The sequence below is a fragment of the Chitinophaga sancti genome (assembly GCF_034087045.1).
Classification (GTDB): Bacteria; Bacteroidota; Bacteroidia; order Chitinophagales; family Chitinophagaceae; genus Chitinophaga; species Chitinophaga sancti_B.
Window position 1 is genome coordinate 730862 of sequence record NZ_CP139247.1, and the last position, 24399, is coordinate 755260.

The 24399-nt window shown below is 42.9% G+C and carries 21 protein-coding genes and 1 pseudogene; 12 read left to right on the forward strand and 10 right to left on the reverse strand.

All coding sequences use genetic code 11. The annotated features are described in order from the left end of the window. The 6 genes from SIO70_RS03060 to SIO70_RS03085 all read right to left on the reverse strand — a co-directional run bounded on the left by SIO70_RS03060 (window position 1) and on the right by SIO70_RS03085 (window position 8947). Window positions 1-3813 (reverse strand): hypothetical protein, encoded by a 3813-nt coding sequence (locus SIO70_RS03060; RefSeq protein ID WP_320579310.1) that lies wholly within the window; start codon window positions 3811-3813, stop codon window positions 1-3. Window positions 3814-3820: 7 nt separating this feature from the next. Next, a complete protein-coding gene (locus SIO70_RS03065; protein ID WP_320579311.1) occupies window positions 3821-5446 on the reverse strand; it encodes a hypothetical protein in 1626 nt (541 codons plus the stop codon). A 9-nt stretch (window positions 5447-5455) separates the two neighbouring features. After that, the gene (locus tag SIO70_RS03070; RefSeq protein ID WP_320579313.1) at window positions 5456-5794 is read right to left on the reverse strand and encodes a hypothetical protein; all 339 of its coding nucleotides are present in this window, start codon (window positions 5792-5794) and stop codon (window positions 5456-5458) included. A 2-nt stretch (window positions 5795-5796) separates the two neighbouring features. Continuing rightward, a complete protein-coding gene (locus SIO70_RS03075) occupies window positions 5797-7218 on the reverse strand; it encodes a hypothetical protein (RefSeq protein WP_320579315.1) in 1422 nt (473 codons plus the stop codon). 209 nt (window positions 7219-7427) lie between these two features. Further along, on the reverse strand, window positions 7428-8291 hold the full coding sequence (locus SIO70_RS03080; RefSeq protein WP_320579317.1) for an SDR family oxidoreductase: 864 nt from the start codon (window positions 8289-8291) through the stop codon (window positions 7428-7430). 77 nt (window positions 8292-8368) lie between these two features. After that, window positions 8369-8947, reverse strand: a complete 579-nt coding sequence (locus tag SIO70_RS03085) for a Crp/Fnr family transcriptional regulator (protein ID WP_320579319.1) — start codon at window positions 8945-8947, stop codon at window positions 8369-8371. Between the two features lie 135 nt (window positions 8948-9082). Between SIO70_RS03085 and SIO70_RS03090 the strand changes: the two genes are divergently transcribed. Beyond that, window positions 9083-10651, forward strand: a complete 1569-nt coding sequence (locus SIO70_RS03090; RefSeq protein ID WP_320579321.1) for a sulfatase — start codon at window positions 9083-9085, stop codon at window positions 10649-10651. 115 nt (window positions 10652-10766) lie between these two features. On the opposite strand, the gene SIO70_RS03095 is transcribed toward SIO70_RS03090, so the two are convergent. The 3 genes from SIO70_RS03095 to SIO70_RS03105 all read right to left on the reverse strand — a co-directional run bounded on the left by SIO70_RS03095 (window position 10767) and on the right by SIO70_RS03105 (window position 12764). Continuing rightward, complete coding sequence (locus SIO70_RS03095) at window positions 10767-11696, reverse strand: MBL fold metallo-hydrolase (RefSeq protein WP_320579323.1); 930 nt, start codon at window positions 11694-11696, stop codon at window positions 10767-10769. Window positions 11697-11857: 161 nt separating this feature from the next. Beyond that, window positions 11858-12427, reverse strand: coding sequence for a Crp/Fnr family transcriptional regulator (locus SIO70_RS03100; protein ID WP_320579325.1), 570 nt, complete (start codon window positions 12425-12427; stop codon window positions 11858-11860). Next, complete coding sequence (locus SIO70_RS03105) at window positions 12378-12764, reverse strand: DoxX family protein (protein WP_320579326.1); 387 nt, start codon at window positions 12762-12764, stop codon at window positions 12378-12380. The genes SIO70_RS03100 and SIO70_RS03105 overlap by 50 nt, the downstream gene beginning before the upstream one ends. 252 nt (window positions 12765-13016) lie before the next feature. Here SIO70_RS03105 and SIO70_RS03110 point away from each other — a divergent pair. The 8 genes and pseudogenes from SIO70_RS03110 to SIO70_RS03145 all read left to right on the forward strand — a co-directional run. Beyond that, window positions 13017-13235: pseudogene (locus SIO70_RS03110) on the forward strand (helix-turn-helix domain-containing protein); the annotation flags it as partial. Window position 13236: 1 nt separating this feature from the next. Then, window positions 13237-13800, forward strand: a complete 564-nt coding sequence (locus SIO70_RS03115; protein ID WP_320579327.1) for a Crp/Fnr family transcriptional regulator — start codon at window positions 13237-13239, stop codon at window positions 13798-13800. A gap of 98 nt (window positions 13801-13898) precedes the next feature. Then, a complete protein-coding gene (locus tag SIO70_RS03120) occupies window positions 13899-14405 on the forward strand; it encodes a YceI family protein (RefSeq protein WP_320579328.1) in 507 nt (168 codons plus the stop codon). Window positions 14406-14429: 24 nt separating this feature from the next. Further along, window positions 14430-15677: a retropepsin-like aspartic protease gene (locus tag SIO70_RS03125; RefSeq protein WP_320579330.1), complete on the forward strand. Its 1248-nt coding sequence runs from the start codon at window positions 14430-14432 to the stop codon at window positions 15675-15677. Window positions 15678-15856: 179 nt separating this feature from the next. Next, a complete protein-coding gene (locus SIO70_RS03130; protein ID WP_320579332.1) occupies window positions 15857-16306 on the forward strand; it encodes a DUF4268 domain-containing protein in 450 nt (149 codons plus the stop codon). 39 nt (window positions 16307-16345) lie between these two features. Further along, window positions 16346-17881: a M20/M25/M40 family metallo-hydrolase gene (locus SIO70_RS03135; RefSeq protein ID WP_320579335.1), complete on the forward strand. Its 1536-nt coding sequence runs from the start codon at window positions 16346-16348 to the stop codon at window positions 17879-17881. Between the two features lie 117 nt (window positions 17882-17998). Further along, complete coding sequence (locus SIO70_RS03140; protein ID WP_320579337.1) at window positions 17999-20791, forward strand: outer membrane beta-barrel family protein; 2793 nt, start codon at window positions 17999-18001, stop codon at window positions 20789-20791. Further along, the gene (locus SIO70_RS03145) at window positions 20788-21549 is read left to right on the forward strand and encodes a GLPGLI family protein (RefSeq protein WP_320579339.1); all 762 of its coding nucleotides are present in this window, start codon (window positions 20788-20790) and stop codon (window positions 21547-21549) included. Before SIO70_RS03140 ends, SIO70_RS03145 begins: the two co-directional genes overlap by 4 nt. Window positions 21550-21767: 218 nt before the next feature. Here SIO70_RS03145 and SIO70_RS33345 read toward each other — a convergent pair whose 3' ends face one another. Beyond that, window positions 21768-21857: a hypothetical protein gene (locus SIO70_RS33345; protein ID WP_414017901.1), complete on the reverse strand. Its 90-nt coding sequence runs from the start codon at window positions 21855-21857 to the stop codon at window positions 21768-21770. A gap of 111 nt (window positions 21858-21968) precedes the next feature. Here SIO70_RS33345 and SIO70_RS33350 point away from each other — a divergent pair, with 111 nt between their 5' ends. From SIO70_RS33350 to SIO70_RS03155, 3 genes are all read left to right on the forward strand, one after another. Beyond that, the gene (locus tag SIO70_RS33350) at window positions 21969-22253 is read left to right on the forward strand and encodes a hypothetical protein (protein WP_414017902.1); all 285 of its coding nucleotides are present in this window, start codon (window positions 21969-21971) and stop codon (window positions 22251-22253) included. A gap of 49 nt (window positions 22254-22302) precedes the next feature. Then, window positions 22303-22479: a hypothetical protein gene (locus SIO70_RS33355; RefSeq protein ID WP_414017903.1), complete on the forward strand. Its 177-nt coding sequence runs from the start codon at window positions 22303-22305 to the stop codon at window positions 22477-22479. A gap of 98 nt (window positions 22480-22577) precedes the next feature. Continuing rightward, window positions 22578-24356 (forward strand): hypothetical protein, encoded by a 1779-nt coding sequence (locus SIO70_RS03155; RefSeq protein ID WP_320579342.1) that lies wholly within the window; start codon window positions 22578-22580, stop codon window positions 24354-24356. The last annotated feature ends 43 nt before the right edge of the window (window positions 24357-24399 follow it).

The following is a 24399-nucleotide window of genomic DNA, read 5'->3' on the forward strand; positions in this document are numbered from 1 at the left end:
TTACTGGATTTTGATTCCTTTTAGCAAATGCTTTTCAAAGAACTTCATCCCTTCGAGTATAATGATTGGCGCTACATAATCAAACTTCTTTTGCTCATCCACTTTACGTTTCTTCGCTTCTATAAACTCAGGTATACCCTTGATGTAGTTCTCGATGTTCATATCCTGAAATCCTGCCATGAAGTCCGCCGAGCTCATTTTCAATCCGAACATGGAAGACGCCACCCTGTAGAATAAATCTGCAAAGTCCATAAACCGTGGACAAGGCTGGCTGCCCTGTGGTGGGTAGTTGATGAAATAATCACCAATATGTTCCAGCATTTCCGGTGTAATTGAATTGGTGGATTCGAGGTATTTGAATTCACCATTAGGCATGACTATACAGAAATGATCTTCCCCCAGAATCTCGATGGCCTGCTTATTGGTAGGCACTAATATCCTGGTAAGGTTCGTAGGAATAGCGAGTCCTTTGGATACTTCGTATTTAACATCTGTATAGCTGTCTCCTTTCTGAGAATTGATATCTATTATTTTCAACGGACTTTGACTCACAGGAATGATAGTCTTTCTTGCCACCGCTTCGCCACCAATACCCCTGATGAACATCTGGGTATAGTAGTTATTTGCAGCAGACGGATCGACCGCATTGAACCAGTCAAAGATGCGGGCGCCTTTGCCAGCAAAGGCAATCCTGATTTTTGGAGGTGTGTTTTTCACTGCAGGGGGCGCATCTTCGGAACGGATTATTTCTGTTCGTAGCTTATGTACCAGTTGACCTGCATAGAACATGATCAGACCTGTAATGTATAGATTCACACTCATCATCTCTTTACACTCCGCTGCTATGAGCAGGTAAAAGGTATTAAAGTCTGTATGCTCCAACCGGTCCAGTACCTGTTCAAAGTAATAGGGAGCTGTGTTTTCAGAAAATTTGTTCTCCCCCTTGTTCAGTCCCTGGATAGAGATGCGCTTCCTTTCACACATTTTCAACAATACAGTTCTAAAATTAGGGGAATATCGGGTGGCCTGAGCCATACGCTCAGCTGCAAAGCGAATGGAGTTTTGCTTGATCATCGCCTTTCCATCTAACATCTGGCAAAGTGCTGTAATATCAGTCGTGCTACCACCAATATCAAAACAGAGGATTAATTCACCTGCATTTATTGAATAGCCACCCTGTGGCCGGACCAGATAGTTCGCTACCGCACAGGCTTCTGACAAAGACTCCTGGTTACCCAGTTCTTTAAAATCAAAACGAATAGGTGCTGTATCAAAAGAAATTTCTACAATCTCCTTCTTTTTTGTTTCCTTTTCATTGCCCCATCCACTTTCATCGCTTGCTCCCCAACCACCACCTGTATCACTGCCTACGCCCCAGGTGCTTCTCTGCACATCACCAATATCCGACAGGTCAGATGGTGGAAATGTCTTTAATTTAACGTTGCTATTGATAGGACTAATATTCACTAACGAATCCCAGATGGCTCTGTATTCGCTTAAGAGGTCTTTGCCCATAGAAGATGGATAAGACCATTTCAGCGTATGCGGCTCATGGTTTTCCTCAAAGAGCTGTGCATATACATGCAACATCAGTGTACTCAGGTATGCCGTTTTATAACTTTTATCAATACGCTGTGTGGACCATTTCATATTGTATACCAGCTCTGCCGTCCCCACTCTGTTGTAGGTCAGGAAATACCGGTTATCCAATGCGCTATCGATAGGCAGGTTCTTTTCGAAACAGGGAAATCCACCTTTAACGGCATCTGACAAGAGAGAGTCGGGCTGATTATTCTTTTCATTCACAATCCTTCTGGGATCATGAATGGTGAGCACAGACTTGATAGAATTGGAAAAGATCTCATCATTCTGAAAGAAAAATATTTCATCTTCCACAGCCGGACGTTCATCATTATTTTTCAAATCGGTGGACAACAATGAAATCCTTTTGTTCGTGAGTTTCAGATCATCTTTCACCCTATTATCACTTTCGGAATAGTAAGCAATGGAAGAATTCGTGCTACCAAAATCCACGCCCAGAAAAGCCGGGTACAGGGTCTTTGTCGTGTTCAGCATATTCAATGGAAATGCCGGATCGTTCCCAAATGATTTGTATCGTATAATCCCAAAACCACAATCTACGCCTGCATGCGAGAACTTAATGCCCTTGAAAGGCTGATTACTTTCGTAGATCTCATACTTATATTTGTTATCAGCCACTGCATTGTTCGATGCTATGTGCAGCTGCACCTGCGTACCAGGAACAGATACAACACGGCCTTTTTCCGCCAGGTAATATGGGATACCTTTATCATCCAGCGCAATGCGGAAAAACTCGTCATTAACATTGCCAATAAACGGCGTGGCCTGGAATTTAGCATCGTTGTGAGGAATTTCAGAATACAGGAAATACCGGTTCCATTGTTTGGATATAAAGTTGGGCCACATCAGTATATCTTTTCCCATAATGGCCTCCTGCGTAACTTTATACACTACCTGTCTGAGAATTTCATTGCCGGTATCAGTAAATAGTCTGAGGTGTACGATCAGCTTTTCTCCATCCCTGTCATTAGGATCATATACCGCAGAGATACGTGATCTGACATTCGAATTAGGCGACAATCCCGCAAGCGCATCCAGGTTTGTTCCAAATACATTTAAGGCAAGCGGTGTCAATGGCAGCGCAAAGTATGCATAGTTATTAGGCTGACCCTTTGTTTCGGCGGCTAATAGCAGTATGGGTTTATCAGCTAAGAAGTTCTTTTTTTCAGCCCCTTCTTTACCAAAATCTATCTGCGCAATTTCGGTGGAATCTGGTAACAGGAGATCTTTGGGATCAAATGGAATACTGTATGCTGAATTTTCTACCTGAGTGATGATGCCTTCAGAACCGAATAATAAAGTGGAATAATTAAACAGCTTACTAAAGGGTAATGCAAACAGAGAGCCAACTTCAGGAGGCGTGGAATTATCCAGTCTGGGAAAATTCTTTTGCTCCTGGTATTTCACCATATCCTTTATCCAATCCTGCAGGCAGGCACTGATATTCTCGTAGGAAGGTCTGATATCTGCAGGTAAGCTACTAAAGTGCTGTTTGAATGACTGTATGTTGTCCAGGATATGCCTGGCATATCCATAGATTAATTTCAGCTCCTGCTGTCCTGGATCAGACTTTAATGGATCTACAAAACGACCGCTTTGGATATTGATGAAAGGATACTTCCCTTTGATGTTATAAGATACCGAAGTAAAGAGAAAACAATCGGGCGATGTACCACCGATTACATTTCCTTTGAAAGAGATCACATCTATAAACGGCACCTTCTCTGCATTATCAGCCAGTGACTGATCGCTCCATAGCGGTTGTCTTTCAAACAAGGCATTGCCAAATGCACCAGTGGGTTCATAAATATTTTCTGTATCTGGCAGTTTCTTTCCATCTGAATAAACGAGGGGAACGCGGTTGACTTCAATATCTTTATAGTTCAATGCGAGGCAACTGATAAACCCTTTCCACTCACTCACCAGCGATTTGTAAAACGACATGAGTCCGGACGTCGCTGCATCCTGATCAATGATATTATTCAACGCGCTTTCGAACAGGGCTGCTCTTGCAAATACGGTAGGGATACCAGATACGAGGGTACCAATGTTTACAGCGGCACCGCCATCCTGTTCCACTGCTATCTCAGGAATGATAATGTTCCTGGTAAAAACTTCCAGCTGTGGAATCTTGTCCCAGGCGAATTGCATGCCCTGTAATTCTGTCTTAGGGTGTACCTTGATAGTTAAGGCTTTTATTTTATTGCTCATTGTAATTTCAGATTAAATGGAAGCCCTGTGAATGAGTGATCGCATTGTAGATATGAGCGAGGAATTTTTCTTTTGTGGTATTGACCTGTTGCTCTTCGGATGGTCCCAGGTTGATCAGCTTTTTGACAAAGGTGTCATATCTGTTAGCCAGTAATCCTCCTTTGGGCCAGTGATTTTTTTCATCGGGGAAGATGGTGCCGACATCCAGTTTCTTCAATTCAGAGAGATTATCAGGGAAGGCTTTGCTATCGAAGATGAAAGTACCCGGGGCAACTGTGTTCCTTACCTGGTACAACCAACCGGGTGTGAATCGCGCGCTTTCGAAGGTGTATGCGAATGCTTTGAAGTAGTCATTGATTTCGCTACATTCAGCATCGGTGATGGTATTATATTGGGTAATTTTTTGCTCCTGGCATCTGGTAATAAAACCTTTGATGCCGGCGTCACCGTTTGCCGCATTATTCACCGTGAGTGAAATATGTGCCAGTGAAAAGAAAGCACCGATTTTGTTAGCGAATCGTTCGCCTGCTTTATTACCATTGCCCACAAAGTCGTGAATGGAGAAACTGAAGGCATTGCTATTAAAGTCTACTGCTTTGTATACGTATTCAGTTTTATCTACATCCAGACCGGTTGTTCGGGTAAAGAAATCATAGGCTGCACAGGCTGCCAGTAATTCTGTGACGTGTGCCGCATTTTCCTGGGTAGCACCACCGGTGATGGTCTGGGTACTGCCATTGTCCACAGGTTTACTTTCTACCGGCCAACCGATGTGATAAAGCATTTTATAGCATCGTTGTACGGTAGGATCGCTTTGATAAAACTGCAGGGCAGCCTGACTATTCAGGGGGAAATAAGAGGCATCTGCGATGATACTGTTTTCTTTACTGGCTTTCTGTTTGTCATTGGGCTTTTTGAAAGTAAAGTATTCAGTGAGCAGGGTAGAGCCGAACTTCGCTTTGGAAAAGTCTATGCTGGAAGCGCCTTTGGAGCGGATCTTTATGAATTCCTGCAGGGCTTTGGGAATGATGGGAATAGAAGACGCGCCTGTGCCACCGAAGATAGAGCCGAAGATGAACACACGAGCATCTTGTCCGGCGAGTTCCAGTTTGGTAACAAATTCATCCAGTTCCCGTTCCTGTACCTTTACATCTGTGCCTCTTACAATATTTCTGGCAGCCTCGATCATACCATGGTACATGAGCATAGAGCCCAGGTGTGTTTGTGCGCGGTAGCCGTGAGAGAGGTCGAATTCCTGTACAGATTCGTTGTCAAGAAAAAGGTCGGAGATGAGTTTATTGCCTTTTTGTTGTTCAGGTGTGCCTGAATTCAATTTCGAAATATTCTTATAATTCTCTCTGCCCTGACCGGAATAGTTGGTATAGAACCGGTAGAGGTTTAATTTAGAAGAGAAGAAGGTATTTGCATTGGGGGTACCGCCGGATTTAATCCGGTTGTATAACTGAATCAGTTTTTCCACACGGCCTTTGTTGCCATTGGCCTGATCGGTATCAAGAGTGAGCATTTCAATTTCCTTGCTGTCGAACATGCCTATTGCACAAAGGTGAGTGAAGGCTTCGAGGCAGCGCATGCCGGTACCACCGACCGCGATAACGAATAATTTGTCCATCATGATTGCAGATTAAAACCAGTGACCTAGCTTACCATTTGTGAAGATGCGGCTGAGGATGAAGCCTAACAGGATGTATAAGAAAAAGCCTGCCACGGTACCTATGGTTAAGGCGGCGAGGTAATTTTTTATCACCATCCTGTTACCATCGGGCATAAATACAAAGAAGCCGAGGAGGAAGATGAGAATGGGGTTGATCAGACATAACACCCAAAACCAAAGTTTCCTGATTTTGGGATCTTTGGGTCTGCTGCCACCTTCGAATTTGATGAGGTTAGCAATGATAGCGGCGATGAATAAGATGACAAGGGTGATAATGACAGATACGGTGTAGGCAGTAATTGATTCCATGACTATAATGTTTTGATATAATAGGTGTATATAGTTTTGTTTTCAGGTTTTAGTTCCAGTAAAGTGTTTTTTATAGATTCATATAACGCGATATTGGGTATTCCTTTCGTATTGACCCATTTGAATTTTTCCAGTTTTGGATTGTCGATATTGGGGGTAGCGGCAGTGAGCACGATATTTATTTTCAAAAAAGTATCAGCTTCTGCAGGAGTAAAATTGGAATCGAAGGTGATTCCTAGTTCTACATGTTTGTTATCGCTTTTGCTGGTATTATCAAATAAGGGTTGATTAAGGTGGAAATAATTGGAAAGCGGTTGTAATGTTTGCAGATGGTATTTGCAGGCATCTTTTATTGAACCGTCGTCGTTATAGCATTCAAGTATTATTGGATCTTTTTCTTCGTCGGACATTTTGGTTTCACCATTTTTCCCTTTGGTAGTTTTGGGAGGATTGTGTAATGCATAATCAGCTTTTGCAAAATTTGTGAAATCTGTAGTTACATTGAAAGTTTGTACTTCGAATGCTTTGAAGGTATAGCTATCCTGGTTGCTGAGGTCTATGAAGAGGTTGCGGAATATGTCGGAGAATTCTTCCGGCACTTCTTTATGTATGTCTGCTATATTTTTCCAATCAAGGCCCAATGGATAGTATTCATACCATTCACCTTTTATGTACTGATCTTTCTTTAGGTCTAAATCATTTTTATTATTGTAAATGCCCCCTGATTTTGGGTCTGCATAGTTTGTTGATAAAGTAAATGCGCTTGTAGACAAATCGAACCGGGTGCTGTAGGGACTGAGTTTAGGCGAGAGTTTGGAGAGTAGGATGTTGGTACTATTGAAAATGGTAAAATAGATATGTTTGTCTACGTTTCCTTCCTTATAGTCTACTATGAAGAAATGGATGGAGTTGCCTTTAGCCAGCCATTTTGAAAATGGAAGTTTCAGATAGGCAGTATTAGTTACTTCAGTTTTATCATTCCATTCTTCGAAATCGGTAATCAGGAGCGCATCATTATCGGCTGCTGTGATTTTTTCGACAGCTTTCTGGATAGGCGCCCAGATATCTTTATAATTACTTTGATTACTTATCTCCTGTCCAAGCTGCGTGGTATTGGTCACTGGTAATGGGGTTACCTCATTAGATCCCAGCTTATATACTTCAAACTTGTCGGTCAGTATTGTATTAAAACATTCTGATAACAGACTGTTGACAGTAGAGGTTTTGAAGGCATTGTTAATACCTGCTGAGAAGTCAATAAATAAATCAGGGGTGCCGTTTTTAACATTCGACTGTACATTGTTATAGGCATTGAGGCGTTCAGTAAGACCAAGGCCATAAGGATCAAAGGAGGGCTCATGTTTGCATCCCCCGAAGCACGCCATCACCAGAAGGCCATATAAAAATCGGGAATTAATAATCATAACATTATGAGTTAAAAGCTTAGTGTCTTGACAATAGTATTCCACCTGCACTGGTTATACACCAGCGCCAGAAAAATACTATCTGGAAATATTCGTGAATTGGAGTTGTAAAATCAGGTGAAAATTAGAACTAATTTCCAACGCGACAAGTGCAGAAACGCAAAAAGGGGATAAATCCCCTTTTTTAAAATGATGCTTGAATATGTGGCTTATTTTAAATATCCTCCTTCCACAATATCCTTCAATATCCCTTTCTCTCTTGGCTCCCAGCCTAATACCTTCTTTGTCTCTTCTGCCGAAGGCACCACTCCCATTTCTGCAAAATGCGTAAACCACCCAAAGTGCGCTTCCGCATCTGCACCTGTCTTACTAACTGTTGGAATATTCAATCCATTCCCTATAGTAGTCGCTATTTCTCTAAAAGGCACCCCCATTTCCGCTACCGCATGAAACACTTTTTGCGCCGGCTGCTTTTCTACAATCAACCTGTATAATACCGCTGCATCAAAACGATGTACCGCAGCCCAGGTATTATTCCCTTCGCCAATGTAAGCAGATTCACCTTTTGCTTTAGCTGTGTTAATAATGATAGGCACAAACCCATGATCACCTTCTCCATGCGTAGTAGGCGGCAGTCTTACTATATAAGCACCGACACTGCGGGCCGCTTCTTCTGTAGCCGCACGCGGTACCTTGTTTGATGGTGGAGGTGTATCACTTTCATCAACAGGACGTCCATAATTTAACAAACCAATCGCAGATGTAACGATGAACGGCAACTTTGTTTCTCCTAATGCCAGAATCAACTGATGATCTTCTTCACTACTTTGTTTGAACCGGGAGAAATCATGATTAAACGCTGTATGAATGATCATATCACATTGCACTGCGCCCGCTTTGATGCTTTTTATATCATTGAGGTCTGCCATGTGTGCTGCTGCACCTATTTTTTTCAATGTTTCGGCATTGATGTCAGAACGCACCATACCCAATACCTCGTGTCCTGCCTGTAACAGTTCTTTTACGATAGCGGAGCCAACAAAACCTGAAGCTCCTGTAACAAATACCCGCATAAATGAATGATTTAATTTGTTGATACAAAAGTCATTTAATGTGGTAGTGAAAATGTGGTCATTTGACCATATTTAAATTATCGATGTAACTGTGCATGCCGTATACGGGTCAATGTCTTTAATGACATACCCAGGTAAGCAGCGATCATATGGAGTGGAACACGGGAGAGTAAATCAGGGTTGTTAATAACAAAGTCATCATACTTTTCTTCAGGCGTACCACTAAGCGTCGTAAACAGCCGCTGCCGGCCGGTATAATTAATCCTGGAGATCAATTGCTGGGAATAAGTATTCAGGGTCGGAATCCCGCTTAATAAGGTATCAAATTCAGCCTTTGGCCATTGCAATACATCAGTACGCTCTATGGCAGCTATATTAAATTTTGAGGCAGACTGCAGGTGATAACTTTCAGGATCTAATATCCACTGATGAGCTGAAGAGAATTGTAAAATGTATTCAGTACCATCGGCAGCAGTACCGTAATTACGTAATAAGCCTTTTATTATGAACGTTTTATGCCGGCATACCTGTCCCTGCTGCAACAGGTGCTCCCCTCGCTGTAGCGCTTTGGGAACTGCGAATGCAGTAACCCGCTCTATCTCTTCATCCGAGAGTAGCGTTAGTGTGCGGCAATATGCTTGAAATTCAGCGATCATAACTCTCTCTAAATTACTGCTGAAAAAAAATTTCACCAAATACTTTCATTCCGGGAATATATTTACTTTATTTGCTCTACTAAATTAGTAGACTGTTAGTCAAACACAGGATATTAACTTTTAAATAACCAGACCATGTTATTACGTCCATTTGGGTTGCTTTGCGTGTTGTTGACAACAGTGTTGTATACGCAGGCGCAAAACAGACCTAACATCATCTTTATCCTGTCTGACGACCATGCTTATCAGGCGACGAGTGCTTATGGTAATAAGCTGGTGCAGACGCCAAATATAGACAGGATAGCCAATGCCGGTGCGTTACTGAATAACAACTTTGTAGCGAATTCTATTTGTGGGCCGAGCCGGGCGACTTTGCTGACAGGCAAGTATAGCCATAAAAATGGGTATACCCTGAATGAAAAACGGTATGATGTGAATCAGACGAACTTCCCTACTTTATTGCAGCAGGGAGGGTATCAGACGGCGTGGATTGGCAAGCTGCATTTGGGTAGTTTGCCAGTTGGGTTTGATTACTTTAATATCTTGCCAGGGCAGGGTCAGTATTATAACCCGGAGTTTATCAATAATCAGAATGATACGATTCAGTATAAGGGGTATGTGACGAACCTGATCTCTGAGTTCTTCTTTGACTGGTTGCAGAAGCGGGATACGAGTAAGCCATTCTTTGCAGTAGTAGGAGAGAAGGCTACACATAGGGAGTGGTTGCCGGATGTACAGGATCTGGGTGCGTATGATAATATTGATTTCCCATTGCCGGATGATTTCTTTGACAACTACGATTCGAGATTGGCGGCGCAGGATCAGGATATGACGATTGATAAGACGATGCTGTTGGACCTGGATCTGAAAGTGCATCAGAAATTTGGGGCAGCATTGAAAGATGCTGCAGATGCAGGGCCTAATAAGCGATATGTGAACAAGGGGTATGCCAGGTTGGATCCAGAACAGGCAGGGGCGTATGAGAAGTATTATGGCAAGATTTCGGATGATTTTGATGCAAAGAAATTAAGTGGAAAGGAGTTGGCAAAGTGGAAGTTCCAACGCTACCTGAAGGACTATTATGCAACGGCGAAGTCTTTGGATAGGAATATTGGGCGTATCCTGGATTACCTGGATAGTACGGGGTTGAGTAAGAATACAGTGGTGATTTATGCTTCTGATCAGGGGTTTTATTTGGGAGAGCATGGGTGGTTTGATAAGCGGTTTATATATGAACAGTCTTTGAAAACGGCGTTTGTGGCGAAGTATCCGGGAGTGATAAAACCGGGAACTAAGGTAGATGGGTTTGTGTCTAATGTGGATTGGGCGCCGACCATTTTGGATTTTGCGGGGATAAAAGCGCCAGCGGATATACAGGGGAGGTCATTCTTTTCTTTGTTGAAGGGGAAGGAGCCAAAGGATTGGAAGAAGGATGTGTATTATCATTATTATGAGTATCCGCAACCGCATCATGTGAGTCCGCATTTTGGGATAAGGGCGAAGGATTTCGTGTTGGTGAGGTTTTATAAGGGAGTGGAGAGTTGGGAGTTGTTTGATTTGAAGAAGGATCCGGGGGAGAAGGTGAATGTGTATAAGGATACCCAGTATGCAAAGGTGGTGAAGGATTTGAAGGAGCGGTTGAGGAAGTTGATAGTGGAGTATGGGGATACGGAGGCGTTGGAGATATTTAATAAGGAGATATAGAGGAATAGCCCCCTTGCGGTGGCTCCGTATTGGAGGCGTGAAAAAAGCTTTATCGGGAGAAAGTATGATGAAAGCAAAATATCCATTCTTTTTGCTTTAGAAGAAAGTTTCTGCACTAATGCAGAAACTTTACCGTCATATAATTAATTGGCAACCACTCATATCCTTTGCCCACCTTTCTCACATGTCCAATTCCGGGGAATGATAAATGTGGCGAGGCCACCCAATACCCTTGCTTTGCAGCATCATCAAAGGCTTTCGTTCTCGATGCTTCAGCACCCGCAAATTCCACATCGAAATCAATCGTCACACCTGGATCTGACAATTGTACTGCACCAGCATGAATAATATCACCTACAAAGACGATTTTTTCACCCTTGCTGGTCAGCATAAAAGCACTGTGACCTGGCGTATGCCCTGCTAATGCAATGGCACTGATACCCGGTAATAACTGTGCGGCAGGAGCATATGTTTTTACCTTCCCTGCCTGTTGATAGGGAGCAATTGATTGTTGTGCAGGATCAAAGAAAGACGTCGCTCTTTTATTGGCAGTGGCTTTGTTGGCTGGGTTTAACCAGAAATCAGCTTCCGGCTGACTGATGTAAAGAGTCGCATTTGGGAAGACCATTTTACCACCTTCACTTAAACCACCTACGTGGTCTGCATGCAGGTGAGTTAATAAAACTGCATTGATCTCTTCCGGCTTATAACCTGCTGCTTCCAGGTTGTGACGAACTTTGCCTAAAGTGGCGCCCAAAAAGTTGCCCGTACCAGCGTCGATCAGGATGAGTTGATTATTGGTCTTTACCAGGTAAGCAGTAATGGATGTTTCTACAATCGTGTCCAGATAGTTCTGCTTTAACCGGGATTCAATTTCACCGGCTTTCTTTTCGTGTAATAAACTCTTTAAATTCAGGGGAACAGTACCATCGGAGATAGCGATGATCTCACAATCGCCTAATGCCATGCGATAGTAGCCAGGTTGCTCTTGTGCATAAGTGGCAAATGTTGCGAAAAACAGTAGAGATAAAAACAAATATTTCATGTCGTTTGTAATTTGAGACACAAAATTGCGGCTCAAAGCACCGCTGTCAAAGGACAATTGTCACTTTAAAATTGTGACATTTGTAACACTATTTGCGGTACAAACGACTTACTTCGGGGCTAGCAGGAGATCTGACTGGAAAATTACGTATGCTACCCAGATTATTTACGGTACAAACGACTTATCGTTTCGCGGGTTACCCCCAGATACGTAGCAATCATCGCTTTCGGTATCCGGTTATATAAATGCGGGTATTGCATTACAAAATGCTCAAACCGTTCTTTCGCACTTCCCATAATCATCAGCTGCAGCCGCTTTTGCAATGCAACAAACCCATGGGCAGACTTGACACTTTTATAATGTTCATACTTCCAGAGTTCCCGCCCCACCTTCAAGGTATCTTCCAGGGTAATGGCCAGTAACTCACAATCTTCCAAACATTCAATAGCCGTTTTTGAAGGAGTTTGATTTAAAAATGCATCCCGCTCTGATATCCACCAGGTTTCAGCGGCGAACTGATAGGTATATTCCTTACCTGATTTCTCATCAGTCATATAAGCGCGGAGACAACCTTTCAACACAAAGTATTCACACTTTACCAACTCCCCTTCCCTGACAAGCAGGTGGTGTTTCTTCAGTTTAACAGGAGTAAAATGAGACAGGATGAATTCAAATTCCTCATCAGTGAGTTTGCTGATGGCTTCTATATGAGCTCGCAGTGGGTGCACCATGTTGCAAATGTAGGAAACTATAGTAAGATACCCCCAATATCACCGCCGCCAACAACGCAGAGAAAGGAAAGCCATCACCGGAACAGCAATGGGCAATGACACCGGAAATAATCGTGATGGTAAAGCCTGCATATGCCCAGTCTTTAATACGCCCTTTCACGCCCAGCAATACCACAATTCCAATTACTTTGGCAACAGCAAGTTCTACCCTAAAGTAATCAGGGAATCCAAAATGTGTACATAGCGCCTTAGCTGCTGGACTGGTCACATAAAAAAACGCATTTAAGCCCATCCAGAGTGATAGCAGGCTTGTCGAGATCCAATATATTGTTTTCATATTGCAAAGGTATCTTCCGCTATTTCGCTACACGATAACATATGTTATGGATTTGAACACAACAACCTTAGATTTGGTTACGCCTGGACCCCCGCTTATCAGGAGTTTTGTAGTATAAAATCAAACATCATGAAAATCTTATTAACAGGCTCCTTAGGCCATATCGGGTTACCACTGGCACAACTCCTTCATCAGCATGAACTGACAATCATCACCAGCAAGGAAGATAGAACAGCCGCCATTAAAGCACTCTACCTGAGCAACTTACTGAAGACTTTAACAGGCAAGAGCACCCAGCAACATATACAGGAAAAAATCATTGAGAAGGCTAAGGAACAGTTATCCACTACCGGTTTGTCAGTGAGTGAGATTACTTATGGATTAGGGTTTGATTATCCACAGTCATTTAGTAAATTGTTTAAGGCGAAGACACAGTTAGCGCCATTGGAATTCCGAAATTCATTTAATTAATATGGCAGATCTGATGCTGTTTTGTAAGCAGTTTTCACCGTTGGAAGATGCTGTGTTGTGGGAACTGACTTCGCAGGCGATCACTAAGTCTTACAATAAAGGAGCGTTCCTGCTGCGGAGTGGGGAAACCTGCAGGAATCTTTATTTTGTTAATGAAGGATTGATCAAGTCGTTCTCTGAGAAGGATGATAAGGAGTTTATTATGCGGTTCTTTTCTGAGAATGTGCTTTTTTCTGTGTTTGATAGTTATTTGAACCAGGTGCCATCGAAGTTTAATATGGTAGCGCTGGAAGATACAACTGTTACTATGATTCGTTATGAGGTCATGGAGGGGTTATGTAAACAACATCATGCCATGGAGACGTTCTTTCGTAAGCTGGTGGGTATTGCAGCTACCAGGATGATGAAAAGGATCAGTGAAATGCTGGAAGAGAATGCAGCGGATAGGTACAGGTTGTTTGTAGAGGAGAATAATACAATCCATCAAAGAATTAGCCTGGGGGATATGGCGAAATACCTGGGAATAACGCAGCAGTCGCTAAGCAGGATCAGGACAATCAGGTAAATTCACCACTAGCCAGCTCCGAACTATTCATTGATTATTTACCCTATGGTAAAATATTCCCCCCTTCTTCCTTATAGCTTTGACCAAAAATTAAAGTTATGACACAATGGAACATTGATCCCGGACATTCTCAAATTGGTTTTAAAGTAAAACACCTTGGCATCGCCAACGTATCGGGCTACTTCAGAGCTTTCAGCGGCACTGTACAAACTGACAATGACAACTTCGAACAGGCTACTGTTACCTTCACACTGGAAGTACAAAGCATAGACACCAATAATAAAGAACGCGACGGCCATCTTACCTCAAACATCTTCTTTGACGCTGCCCAATTCCCTGCCATTACATTCAATGGCATATTAGCGAATGAGACGCTAAAAGGTGAACTAACCATCTTAAATAATACCCGGCCTGTTACCCTACAAGTAGAACATACAGGTAGCGGTATCGGCAGGTTCAATGACCACAGAGCCGGTTTTGAAATCAATGGAAAAATCAACCGGAAAGATTTTGGTTTGAACTTTCACCTGCTCAATGAAGCCGGTAACCTGATTGTAGGTGATGATGTAAAGTTATCTGGTGAAATAGAACTGATCCGTATTTAGCAAGGTTTTTGTATATTCAGAAATATGAAATATACAATTTACCTCATCTTTTTGCTGGTGAGTATCGTTTGTACCGGCCAGACCAACAACCCGACTTTCAACCAGATCTATACGCTTATCATGCAGAAGAATTTCTTCCATGCAAAAACACTGTATGACAGCAAACATACTTCGCTCTCAAATGCGCAACAAAACTATTTAGCGGCATTACTGGACAATGCATTTAATAAAGTCTCCCTTTCGGAACAGCGTATCGCTAACCTGAAGGGAGACTTTTCTGATAGCCTGTGGTTCGAGCTATACAAAGTAAAAGAAGACAATGCGGTAAAAGCATTTGACTACAAAACGGCCAAAGCCACCGCCCAGACCATGCTGCAGCAATACAAATACCTGCTATCCCCCGATGGGCAGGAGGACCTGACCAATAGTCTGCACATGTGGACAGCCCTCGAACATACTCCCCCACAACGTGTGGTTATACATGGTACGAACAGGTTAAAAATGAAAAAGGATAAAGCAGGACTCAATAACCTGGTTGCTATAGCAGGAAAAGATACGGCTGATTTTATTTTCGATACAGGTGCAAATATGTCTACGATATCTCTTTCTACAGCGAAGCGGTTACACCTGCAAATCATTCCTGCTGATATAGAAGTAGGGGCTATTACCGGTGCAACTGTAAGGGCACAATTGGGGGTATGTAAGCAGTTCAAACTGGGGAATATAGAAATAAATAATGCGGTGTTTCTTGTACTCGCTGATTCTGCGCTGGCTTTTCCACAGATCAGTTATAAGATTGAAGGCATATTAGGATATCCTGTGATCTGTGCATTGAAAGAAGTTCAACTCACACAGGATGGTTACCTGGTTATACCGGAAAATGAAACGGCTATCCATACCGAACCCAATATGGCTATCGACAGGTTATCTCCATTGATCTTTATCGATGGCAAACATTATACTTTCGATACAGGTGCAGATGAGACCTTCCTATATCATAACTTTTACGAGGCCAATAAAGAGGAGATTGCTGCGAATTATAAACCTGTACATATTCGTTTTGGTGGTGCTGGTGGAAAGAGGGAACTGGAGGCTTATAAAATCAAACATCATTTTAATATCATGGAAAAGGATGTGGTATTGGATAGTGTACCTGTACTCAAAGAGAAAATCAACAACGAGCTGGTGTATGGCAATATAGGACAGGATATTATCAGGCAATTCAAATCCATGACGATCAATTTTGATAAAATGTTCATCAAGTTTGACTAGACTATTTTCAGGCCAGGATCTCTTGTACACATTAAAAACCCGAATTGTCCTGTGAGAGTATGAAAAAGCGCTGAGTATACTAAAGATCTCCCTGGATGCTGCCCACTACAAGAACATGGACGACGCAAAGAATATTGCGAAAATTTTGCGGGGGTGCCTACAGTGAGTATTTTCGCGGCATGTATTCCAAACAGGAAGTTTCAAAACTGAAAGAGAATTTCTGGACCGCCTTTGGCCGATATATGAAACCCGTGCTATCTGCGGATGGGGAGCCTATTAGCTGGCTGAACTATAAGACAGGCATTCCCGGTGTGTTTTTTAAAATGGATGCCGATAGCCGGCATGCCAGCGTAGCTATTGTCATTACACAACCTGATCCCCGGTTCTATGAGTTATTTGTCGTCAACAAAGCGGTGCTGGAAACGACATTGGGAGAAAAGTGGCAATGGCAGCCCAATACCATGGACGAGTATGGAAAAACAATGAGTACCATCAGTACCCGGCTGGAAAATATCAATGTATTACAAAGCGAAGACTGGCCTGCAATTATCTCATTTTTCAAACCCCGCATCATTGCACTGGATGAATTTTGGAGCATGGCTAAGTATGGTTTTGAAGGATTGTTATAAATTACGGTGATTAGTTAACCTTAATTAAAGGACCCGCACATGAAAATTTTATGGCTTTCGCTCATAGCTATAGCATGCCACCAATACTGCCTTGCGCAGGACGCGATCGATCCTGCCATCGTTCAGAAAATTATGCAGGCAGAATTTGCAGGCTCTCATATTCCTCAATTAGCCCAGGGGCTGACAGACCAATCTGGTGGCCGGCTTACAGGTTCTCCTGGATTTAAAAGAGCTGCCGACTGGGCGGTACAGGAATTTAAAAAATGGCATGTGAGCTATGCCGGCACTGAATCCTGGGGTCCTTTCGGTATTCAATGGGAGGCGGAGAGCTTTAGCCTGGATGCCGTCAATCCTTATTATTTTCCGATACATGCTTATCCGGTGCCATGGTCACCCGCCGCTGATCATCTGCAGGGAGAGGTGACTACCATCACTCGTGAGCAATCACTGGATTCTGCCTGGTTACAACATCACGCGGCCCAATTCAAAGATAAATTCATCCTGATCGAAAGCAACCCTGTAGATACTTATAAGAATTTCGGGGTGGCCGCTACCAGATATGATCAGGCAGCACTGGACACGATGAAAGATACCTATATGATATCGCCGGAGGAAATGAAACACATTCAGGTGTATCTCCATAACCTGCCCGTATGTAGAAAGGTATTAAAACAGGCAGGGGCCATCGGTATCATTGCGGCAAGAGGAAACAGTGATAATGGTGTAGTGATGAACCAGGCCACTTATGGGTTTAGAAAAAATAGCCCTATGGTACTACCGGAAGCAGATATCGCCAATGAAGATGCACAACGCATGAGCCGATTAAAAAAGGTGGTGCTGAAAATGAACTTACAGGTAAAAGCTTCTACAGACGAAGTACCCGGTTTTAACGTGATTGCAGAGCTAAAAGGATCTAACCCACAACTGAACTCACAAGTCGTGATGCTGGGTGCCCACCTCGATAGCTGGACAGCCGCCACCGGTGCCACTGATAACGCTGCCGGTTGTGTTGTTATGATGGAAGCCCTGCGACTACTGGATTCACTAAAACTCAAACCTGGCAGAACGATCAGAGTCGCATTATGGGGAGGGGAAGAACAGGGCCTGCATGGCTCATTTAACTATGTCACCAATCATTTCAGGGAAAAGAAAACCAGGCAAATAAAACCATCCCAGTCAAACATTTCCGTCTACTTTAACCTGGACAACGGCACCGGCAGGATCAGGGGAATTTTTGCCCAAAACAACACCGCCGTCGTACCCATCTTCAAAAAATGGTTCGCTCCATTCGATACTTTAGGCGCCAATACGATCACTATCCACAACACCGGCTCTACCGATCACCTGTCTTTTGACTGGGCAGGTATTCCTGCCTTTCAATTCATTCAGGACCCTGTAGATTATAACAGCAAAACCCATCATACAAACCTGGACGACTATGATCATTTACAAATAGAAGACTTGAAACAAGCCGCCGTCATCATCGCCTGCTTCGCCTACCAGGCCAGCATCAGAGATGAAAAACTTCCTGCTAAAGCCATTGAGAATACACCTTTTATCTTCGACGGATTTTAATAAATTTTTGTTAAAATGGCATGCACGGACTCACAACTAAAAATTTAGTTTATTTTTGATTTGATAACCTAGAGGGACAAGTGAAGACGGATTAACCCATGCATCAAAATTTTACAAATGAAAGCAGGACCTATACTCCTTCTTCTTTGTTTGTGCTCATGTTACCTATATGCCCAGCAGCCTTATGCAGTAAAAGGAAGTTTGACCGATTCAGCTGCCGGAATAAAGATTACTGATGCCACGATCAGCGTACTCAGAGCAAAGGATTCCACCCTTTGTAAGTTCATCTGGAATAATTCCAGTCACAATTTTTCTGTGCCGCTTCAGGAAGGCGGCCAGTTTATTTTGCTCGTATCCTACCCGGGATATGCAGACTACACCGCAGAGTTTAGCCTGGATTCTACTAAACCCGTATACGATTTTCAGGGTATCAATATGCTCCTGAGGTCGCGACTATTAACGGAAGTACTCATCCAGGGCAAGAAAGCGGAAATGAAGATCAAAGGCGATACCACCGAGTATGACGCCTCTGCATTTCATGTAGAGCCGAATGCAAAAGTAGAAGACCTGCTCCGGCAATTTCCGGGGATAGAAGTTGACAAAGATGGAAAGATTACCGCCCAGGGCAAAACCATCAATAAGGTGCTCGTGGATGGTGAAGAATTCTTTGGCGACGACCCTACTCTCGTGACGAAAAACATTCGTGCCGATATGGTAGACAAAGTACAGGTCTACGAGCGATCCAGCGACCAGGCTAACTTCACGGGGATTGATGATGGCAAGAAAGAGAAAACCATCAACATCAAACTCAAGGAAGATAAGAAAAACGGTTACTTCGGCAAGGTCGAAGCCGCTGGCGGTACAGAAAATTTCTATACCGGTAAGCTGATGTTCAATGCATTCAAAGGCAAAGAACGATTCTCCGCTTATGGTATATTTGACAACACCGGCCATTTTGGTATGGATTGGGGTGAAAGTAGTAAGTATGGCATGAGTAACTACAACTTCAACTTTGGAGACGATGGTAGTATAACCATTACCGGCGAGACCAACGATGAGCTGGAAAGCTATAATGGTGAATACTATGGAGAAGGCCTGCCCACCGCTAAAAATGGTGGTTTGCACTACGACAATAAATTCAATAATGACAAGACCACCGTCAATGTCAATTATAGAATAGGATCATTGGCGGTAGATGGAGACAAGCATGTGATTACACAAAACACATTGCCTTCTTCCTATATCAATACCACCTCCGACCAAAAGTTCCATAATTACCTCTTCCGTCATAAAGGCAATGGCCGCTTTGAATTTAAACTGGATACCACCAGCACACTGGTGGTGAATGCTGCCGGTGGTTCAAGGAACAGTTCTGTTGATAACGAGTATAATACTACCAGCCTGCGACAGGATAGTACACTACTCAATACTAACAGCAGGACAGTGCATTCTAAAACGGATGAAACCACTTTCAATGCCGGCATCTTATTCAATAAGCAATTGAAAAAGAAAGGCAGAAAATTCTCTATGGGTATCAGTGAGAGCCATACCAGCAGTAACGGTAATGAGTTCCTGAAATCTGCTATCAATTATTATAATGAAAAAGAAACACTGGATAGTAGTGTAGTCAATGATCAGAACAGGGTGCAGCATAGCGACAACAATACATTGACCGCCAATGCTACCTTCAATGAACCACTGTCCGGCAAAGCACAGATTGCCTTCTCGTATGACTTCGTAATGACCAATGCCAATAGCAATCTAAGTACATACAAAAAGAATGATTCCGAAAAGTACGATGTACTGGATAGCCTGTATAGCAACAATTTCAAGATTGACAATATCTCTCATCAGGGTGGTGCTATGTTTGTTTACAAGGCGACCAAATACAGGATCAGTGCTGGTACCAAGGTATCCAACGTAGCATTCGAACAGCTGAACCGCTATGATAACAGTACTTTCAAACGAAACTTTGTCAACATCAATCCACAGGTTTACTTTACATATACATTCAGTCAGTCAAAATCCATGACCTTTAATGCAACCAGGAAAACGCAATTGCCAACGGTAACACAGTTGCAGCCTGTGAGAATTAATACTGATCCGCTGAATGTACACCTGGGTAATCCGGATCTGGATCCATCTTATAGCGAGGATTTCTATTGGAATTACAATACCTATAAAGCAATTACGCAGCAATACATGTACCTGAATGCCAACTTCTCTCTCAAACACAATTCGATTGTATCGAATGTAATGACAGATTCAGCTGGTGCCAGCACTTATCAATATGCTAATATTAAAAAGAATGGCTACAATGGAGGTATCTGGGCGATGCGTGATTTCAAAACCAACTTGTGGGGTATGAGCCTTGCAACGATGTTGTCTGCCAATACCAATGTGTCTTATAACCTGGTAAACAGTGTGCTGAACAAAGCGACGTCATACACCATTTCGCCAGAGCTCACCCTTAGAAAGAATGCCGACAAAAAAGGTTACTTCGAAATTAACGCCCGGCCAAATTATACCATTCAGAAATCATCACTGTTGCCCAGCCTGAATAGTAATGGATTAGGATTCGATGCGGGTGCTGAGTTCCGGGTATTCCTTCCAAAAAATTTCGAGTTTTATTCCAGAACGAATTTTACCTATTCTCCAAAAACCAAATCGTTTAATACAGATCTGAAGAGAACGATCTGGAATATGGAAGTAAGCCGGAAATTCCTGAAGGAAAAACAACTGAGAGTAGCGGCTTCGGTGAATGATCTGCTGAACCAGAATTCTGGTTTTACCAGAAATGTATCAGGCAGTCAGATTACACAGAATACCTATAGCACGATCAGAAGATATTTCATGTTCACCATCACCTGGGACTTCAATAAAATGGGTGGTGCAAAACCTAAATCATGAGAACTTCCTATATACTGATTGCTGTATGCTTATTGGGTATACAGTCATTGACAGCTCAACAGCGCTTTCCATCCACCGGTACGATTACGTTTGAGAAAACGATCAATATGCATGCGTATATCAACAAACGCATTAAAGAAAGACCGGATGATGGTATATCGAAACAATTTTTAGAATCATGGCGTAATTCCAATCCTCAGTTCAAAAGGCTCAATTCAAAACTGAGTTTTGCTGCCAACCGTACATTGTTTACACCTATGCCAGATCCGGGGGCACAGGATTTTATGTCGAATTCACCAGGGGTCTATCAGTCAAACCTGATCTATACAGATTTGACTACAGGCTTGTATACCTGCCAGAAACAGGTGTATGGCGACAACATGCTGATCAATGATACAGCAAGAGCTATACAATGGAAGATCACCAGCGAAACGAGGGAGATAGCCGGCTATCAATGCCGGAGAGCAAATGCCATTGTGATGGATTCTATTTATGTGGTGGCGTTTTATACAGATCAGATACATGTGTCAGGAGGGCCGGAGTCTTTTACAGGATTACCAGGTATGATATTAGGCATTGCCCTGCCACATGATAATGTAACCTGGTTTGCGACGAATGTAGACCTCACGAGTGTACCTGCCACGAGTATTGTACCACCTAAGAAAGGGAAGCCTCTGACAGCCGCAGGTATGAAAGAAAAGATTAAATTAGTATGGGGAGATAATGGCGGTAGTTATATATGGTGGCTGTTATTATAAAAAGTTGTTATAACAAGATGAAGACCCACCTGGGTTGGAATATACACTTAAAGAAGCGGAAGTAATAGTAGCAGGTGTAGTAAGTGGTGTTTGTGGTGTAAGAGGCATTGCCTTTCCCATATCCCCTATATTTCCTCTGGATTTTAACCGGGGTTAAAATTATTCTTAGGGATTCATTCGAGATTTGTATGACTAAAACCACAAACAATATGATCTCTTTATCCGTACTCGGCACCATCCATACGATCATTTCGATCGTCGCTATCATTTTTGCAATTGCAGCTTTTATCCAATCCGGCAAAATTCAACCCGGCACCACCACAGGAAATTACTACTCCATTCTGACCGTATTTGCCTGTATCACCGCCTTCGGCTTATCAAAAGCAGGTGGTTTCAATCCGGGTCATGCATTGGCGATCATGATTTTACTTTTTTTAGCAATTGCGTATTGGTTGCATCGCTCCAATCAGGCATGGACCAAATATGTACAGAACTTTCTTATGACCACCACCTTATTATTGTCCCTCATCCCTGCAGTGAATGAAACACTCACCCGGGTACCATTAGGACATCCACTCGCCACCGACATCACCTCACCGGCTATCACCCAAACCCTCATGGGGTTATTGATTCTATATGTGATCGCCCTCATCATTCAAACCTTGTTCATTCGTAAAATGCAGAAGGCTACCCACAAAGAGTAGCCGCGGATCAGGCATCCTCGTCTACCGCCGGCTCAAAGAAATTGAAGAAATGCTGGCGCTGCCGTTTCTCCGTATTCATCACTCATTTATTATTAACCTGGATCACCTGCTGCAAAATCAGGATAACCACGTCTACATAGGCGATAAGCGCATTCCGGTAAGTGATAAGTACAATGAAGCATTTTGGGAGGTCATCAATAAAAAAGATCTAAGTTGCAACATCTAAAAAACCTGCATGAAATCAGTCAAAAAGCCTGAGCTACATCAGTAACAAGGCTGCTCACGGTCAGGAATCTGCAACGAATATCTGGTGAACTTTACCTAATGAACACTACGACGTTGCACCATTTCCATATCCCTGTTCTCGGTCTGGGGTATACCATAGACACGCCAGCCAAAGTGGCGAGATTCGGGATCTCGTCAGTTATATCGATCACCGACGATGTTGTGATAGAGAGCATGCGGGCACATTATTCAAAACTTTTAGACTATCCTTACGAACCTATCAGCGAGCGCGCAGAAGACCACAGAGCCAGAAGAATCACAGGTTACCTTGACCTGATCCACGAAATGGTGGAACGCCAGATGACCATTTTACGCGAATTGCCTTTCTTTGAAGATAACGAACTGAGTAAATATTTCGAACTACTGCCAGACGATGTTCCCGTAAAACAACTGTACCTAAAAATGCTGGATGGTGAGCCTGTAGACCAGGATTACCTGCGTAGCCAGCTGGTAGCAGGTTCGATTGATGTGAACATCATGTGTAAGGTTGATAATTTGCGTACAGATGCGAATGGTGATTTGCTGCCAGAAAAATATTCTGATGCAATTGCGGCATTGAGAGGTTTTGCCGATAGTAAACTGAGCAGCTCTGTCGTATTGTCTGCAGGCTATAATCCACGCCTTTACAATTATGTAGAGCAACTGACAGATTTCCTGCCTGACGAAAATGGTCAACTGAAGAAAAAGATCATTCTGAAAGTGAGCGACTATCGCTCTGCACTGATACAAGGTAAACTGTTTGCCAAGAAAGGCATTTGGATCTCTGAGTTCAGAATTGAGTCAGGGCTGAACTGTGGCGGACATGCATTTGCCACCGATGGTTTACTACTCGGACCTATCCTGGAAGAGTTCAGAACCAAGAGAGCCGATTTAGCGGCTGAGCTTTTTGCGCTGTGCAGCAATGTAAAACACTATCCCGTACAGCCTCCACAACTGATCACCGTACAAGGTGGTATAGGTACTGCCAATGAACAGGAGTTCCTGTTAGAATATTATTCCATGGATGCTACAGGTTGGGGCAGCCCATTCCTGTTAGTACCGGAAGCAACGAACGTAGATACTGAAACGCTGCAGCTATTGGCTACAGCCCGGAAAGAAGACTATTATGTAAGTGATGCATCTCCCCTGGGTGTGCCTTTCAACAACCTACGCAGAACTTCTGCTGAAAAGCAACTGGAAACAAGGATTGAGAAAAAAAGACCGGGTAGCCCCTGCTATAAAAAATTCCTGGTAACAGATACGACTTTTACTAAAAATCCAATCTGTACCGCATCCAGAGAATATCAAAATCTGAAGCTGAAAGAACTGGAAGCAATGAACCTGAGTGGTGAGGAATACAAAGAAGCATTTGAAAAGATAGTAGTAAAAGACTGTCTCTGTGAAGGTTTAACAAGTTCTGTACTGATCAATAACGGCTTACCATTATCACATAACCTGAATGCCGTGACGATATGCCCTGGACCTAACCTGGCTTATTTCTCCGGCATCTTCTCGCTGACGGAAATGGTAAATCATATATACGGCAGGGTGAATTTGCTGAATAAAATTTACCGTCCGAATATGTTTATCAATGAGCTGCATCTGTATATGGATTATTTCAAAAAGAAATTAGCAACAAGCAGTTCACTGACAGCACAGCAGGTAAAATCATTACAAACATTCAAGAAGAACCTGCTGAGTGGCATTGAATACTACAAACAACTGGCAGAGCAATTGAAGAAGGAAAGCAACGAATACATCGCGCAAATGCGGGCAGAATTAGATCATGCGGTGATGACGTTGAATTTGCCCAGCTTCAATCCATGCCCAACAGTTTAGTATTCAGGCATGCAACGGCCCACGATAAACCACAATTAATCGT

What these genes read in the sequence shown, in the direction of transcription:
- SIO70_RS03060 (WP_320579310.1), bottom strand. Translation starts at nt 3,813, where the DNA reads ATGAGCAATAAAATAAAAGCCTTAACTATCAAGGTACACCCTAAGACA.
- SIO70_RS03065 (WP_320579311.1), bottom strand. Translation starts at nt 5,446, where the DNA reads ATGATGGACAAATTATTCGTTATCGCGGTCGGTGGTACCGGCATGCGC.
- SIO70_RS03070 (WP_320579313.1), bottom strand. Translation starts at nt 5,794, where the DNA reads ATGGAATCAATTACTGCCTACACCGTATCTGTCATTATCACCCTTGTC.
- SIO70_RS03075 (WP_320579315.1), bottom strand. Translation starts at nt 7,218, where the DNA reads ATGATTATTAATTCCCGATTTTTATATGGCCTTCTGGTGATGGCGTGC.
- SIO70_RS03080 (WP_320579317.1), bottom strand. Translation starts at nt 8,291, where the DNA reads ATGCGGGTATTTGTTACAGGAGCTTCAGGTTTTGTTGGCTCCGCTATC.
- SIO70_RS03085 (WP_320579319.1), bottom strand. Translation starts at nt 8,947, where the DNA reads ATGATCGCTGAATTTCAAGCATATTGCCGCACACTAACGCTACTCTCG.
- SIO70_RS03090 (WP_320579321.1), top strand. Translation starts at nt 9,083, where the DNA reads ATGTTATTACGTCCATTTGGGTTGCTTTGCGTGTTGTTGACAACAGTG.
- SIO70_RS03095 (WP_320579323.1), bottom strand. Translation starts at nt 11,696, where the DNA reads ATGAAATATTTGTTTTTATCTCTACTGTTTTTCGCAACATTTGCCACT.
- SIO70_RS03100 (WP_320579325.1), bottom strand. Translation starts at nt 12,427, where the DNA reads ATGGTGCACCCACTGCGAGCTCATATAGAAGCCATCAGCAAACTCACT.
- SIO70_RS03105 (WP_320579326.1), bottom strand. Translation starts at nt 12,764, where the DNA reads ATGAAAACAATATATTGGATCTCGACAAGCCTGCTATCACTCTGGATG.
- SIO70_RS03115 (WP_320579327.1), top strand. Translation starts at nt 13,237, where the DNA reads ATGGCAGATCTGATGCTGTTTTGTAAGCAGTTTTCACCGTTGGAAGAT.
- SIO70_RS03120 (WP_320579328.1), top strand. Translation starts at nt 13,899, where the DNA reads ATGACACAATGGAACATTGATCCCGGACATTCTCAAATTGGTTTTAAA.
- SIO70_RS03125 (WP_320579330.1), top strand. Translation starts at nt 14,430, where the DNA reads ATGAAATATACAATTTACCTCATCTTTTTGCTGGTGAGTATCGTTTGT.
- SIO70_RS03130 (WP_320579332.1), top strand. Translation starts at nt 15,857, where the DNA reads ATGTATTCCAAACAGGAAGTTTCAAAACTGAAAGAGAATTTCTGGACC.
- SIO70_RS03135 (WP_320579335.1), top strand. Translation starts at nt 16,346, where the DNA reads ATGAAAATTTTATGGCTTTCGCTCATAGCTATAGCATGCCACCAATAC.
- SIO70_RS03140 (WP_320579337.1), top strand. Translation starts at nt 17,999, where the DNA reads ATGAAAGCAGGACCTATACTCCTTCTTCTTTGTTTGTGCTCATGTTAC.
- SIO70_RS03145 (WP_320579339.1), top strand. Translation starts at nt 20,788, where the DNA reads ATGAGAACTTCCTATATACTGATTGCTGTATGCTTATTGGGTATACAG.
- SIO70_RS33350 (WP_414017902.1), top strand. Translation starts at nt 21,969, where the DNA reads ATGATTTTACTTTTTTTAGCAATTGCGTATTGGTTGCATCGCTCCAAT.
- SIO70_RS33355 (WP_414017903.1), top strand. Translation starts at nt 22,303, where the DNA reads ATGCTGGCGCTGCCGTTTCTCCGTATTCATCACTCATTTATTATTAAC.
- SIO70_RS03155 (WP_320579342.1), top strand. Translation starts at nt 22,578, where the DNA reads ATGAACACTACGACGTTGCACCATTTCCATATCCCTGTTCTCGGTCTG.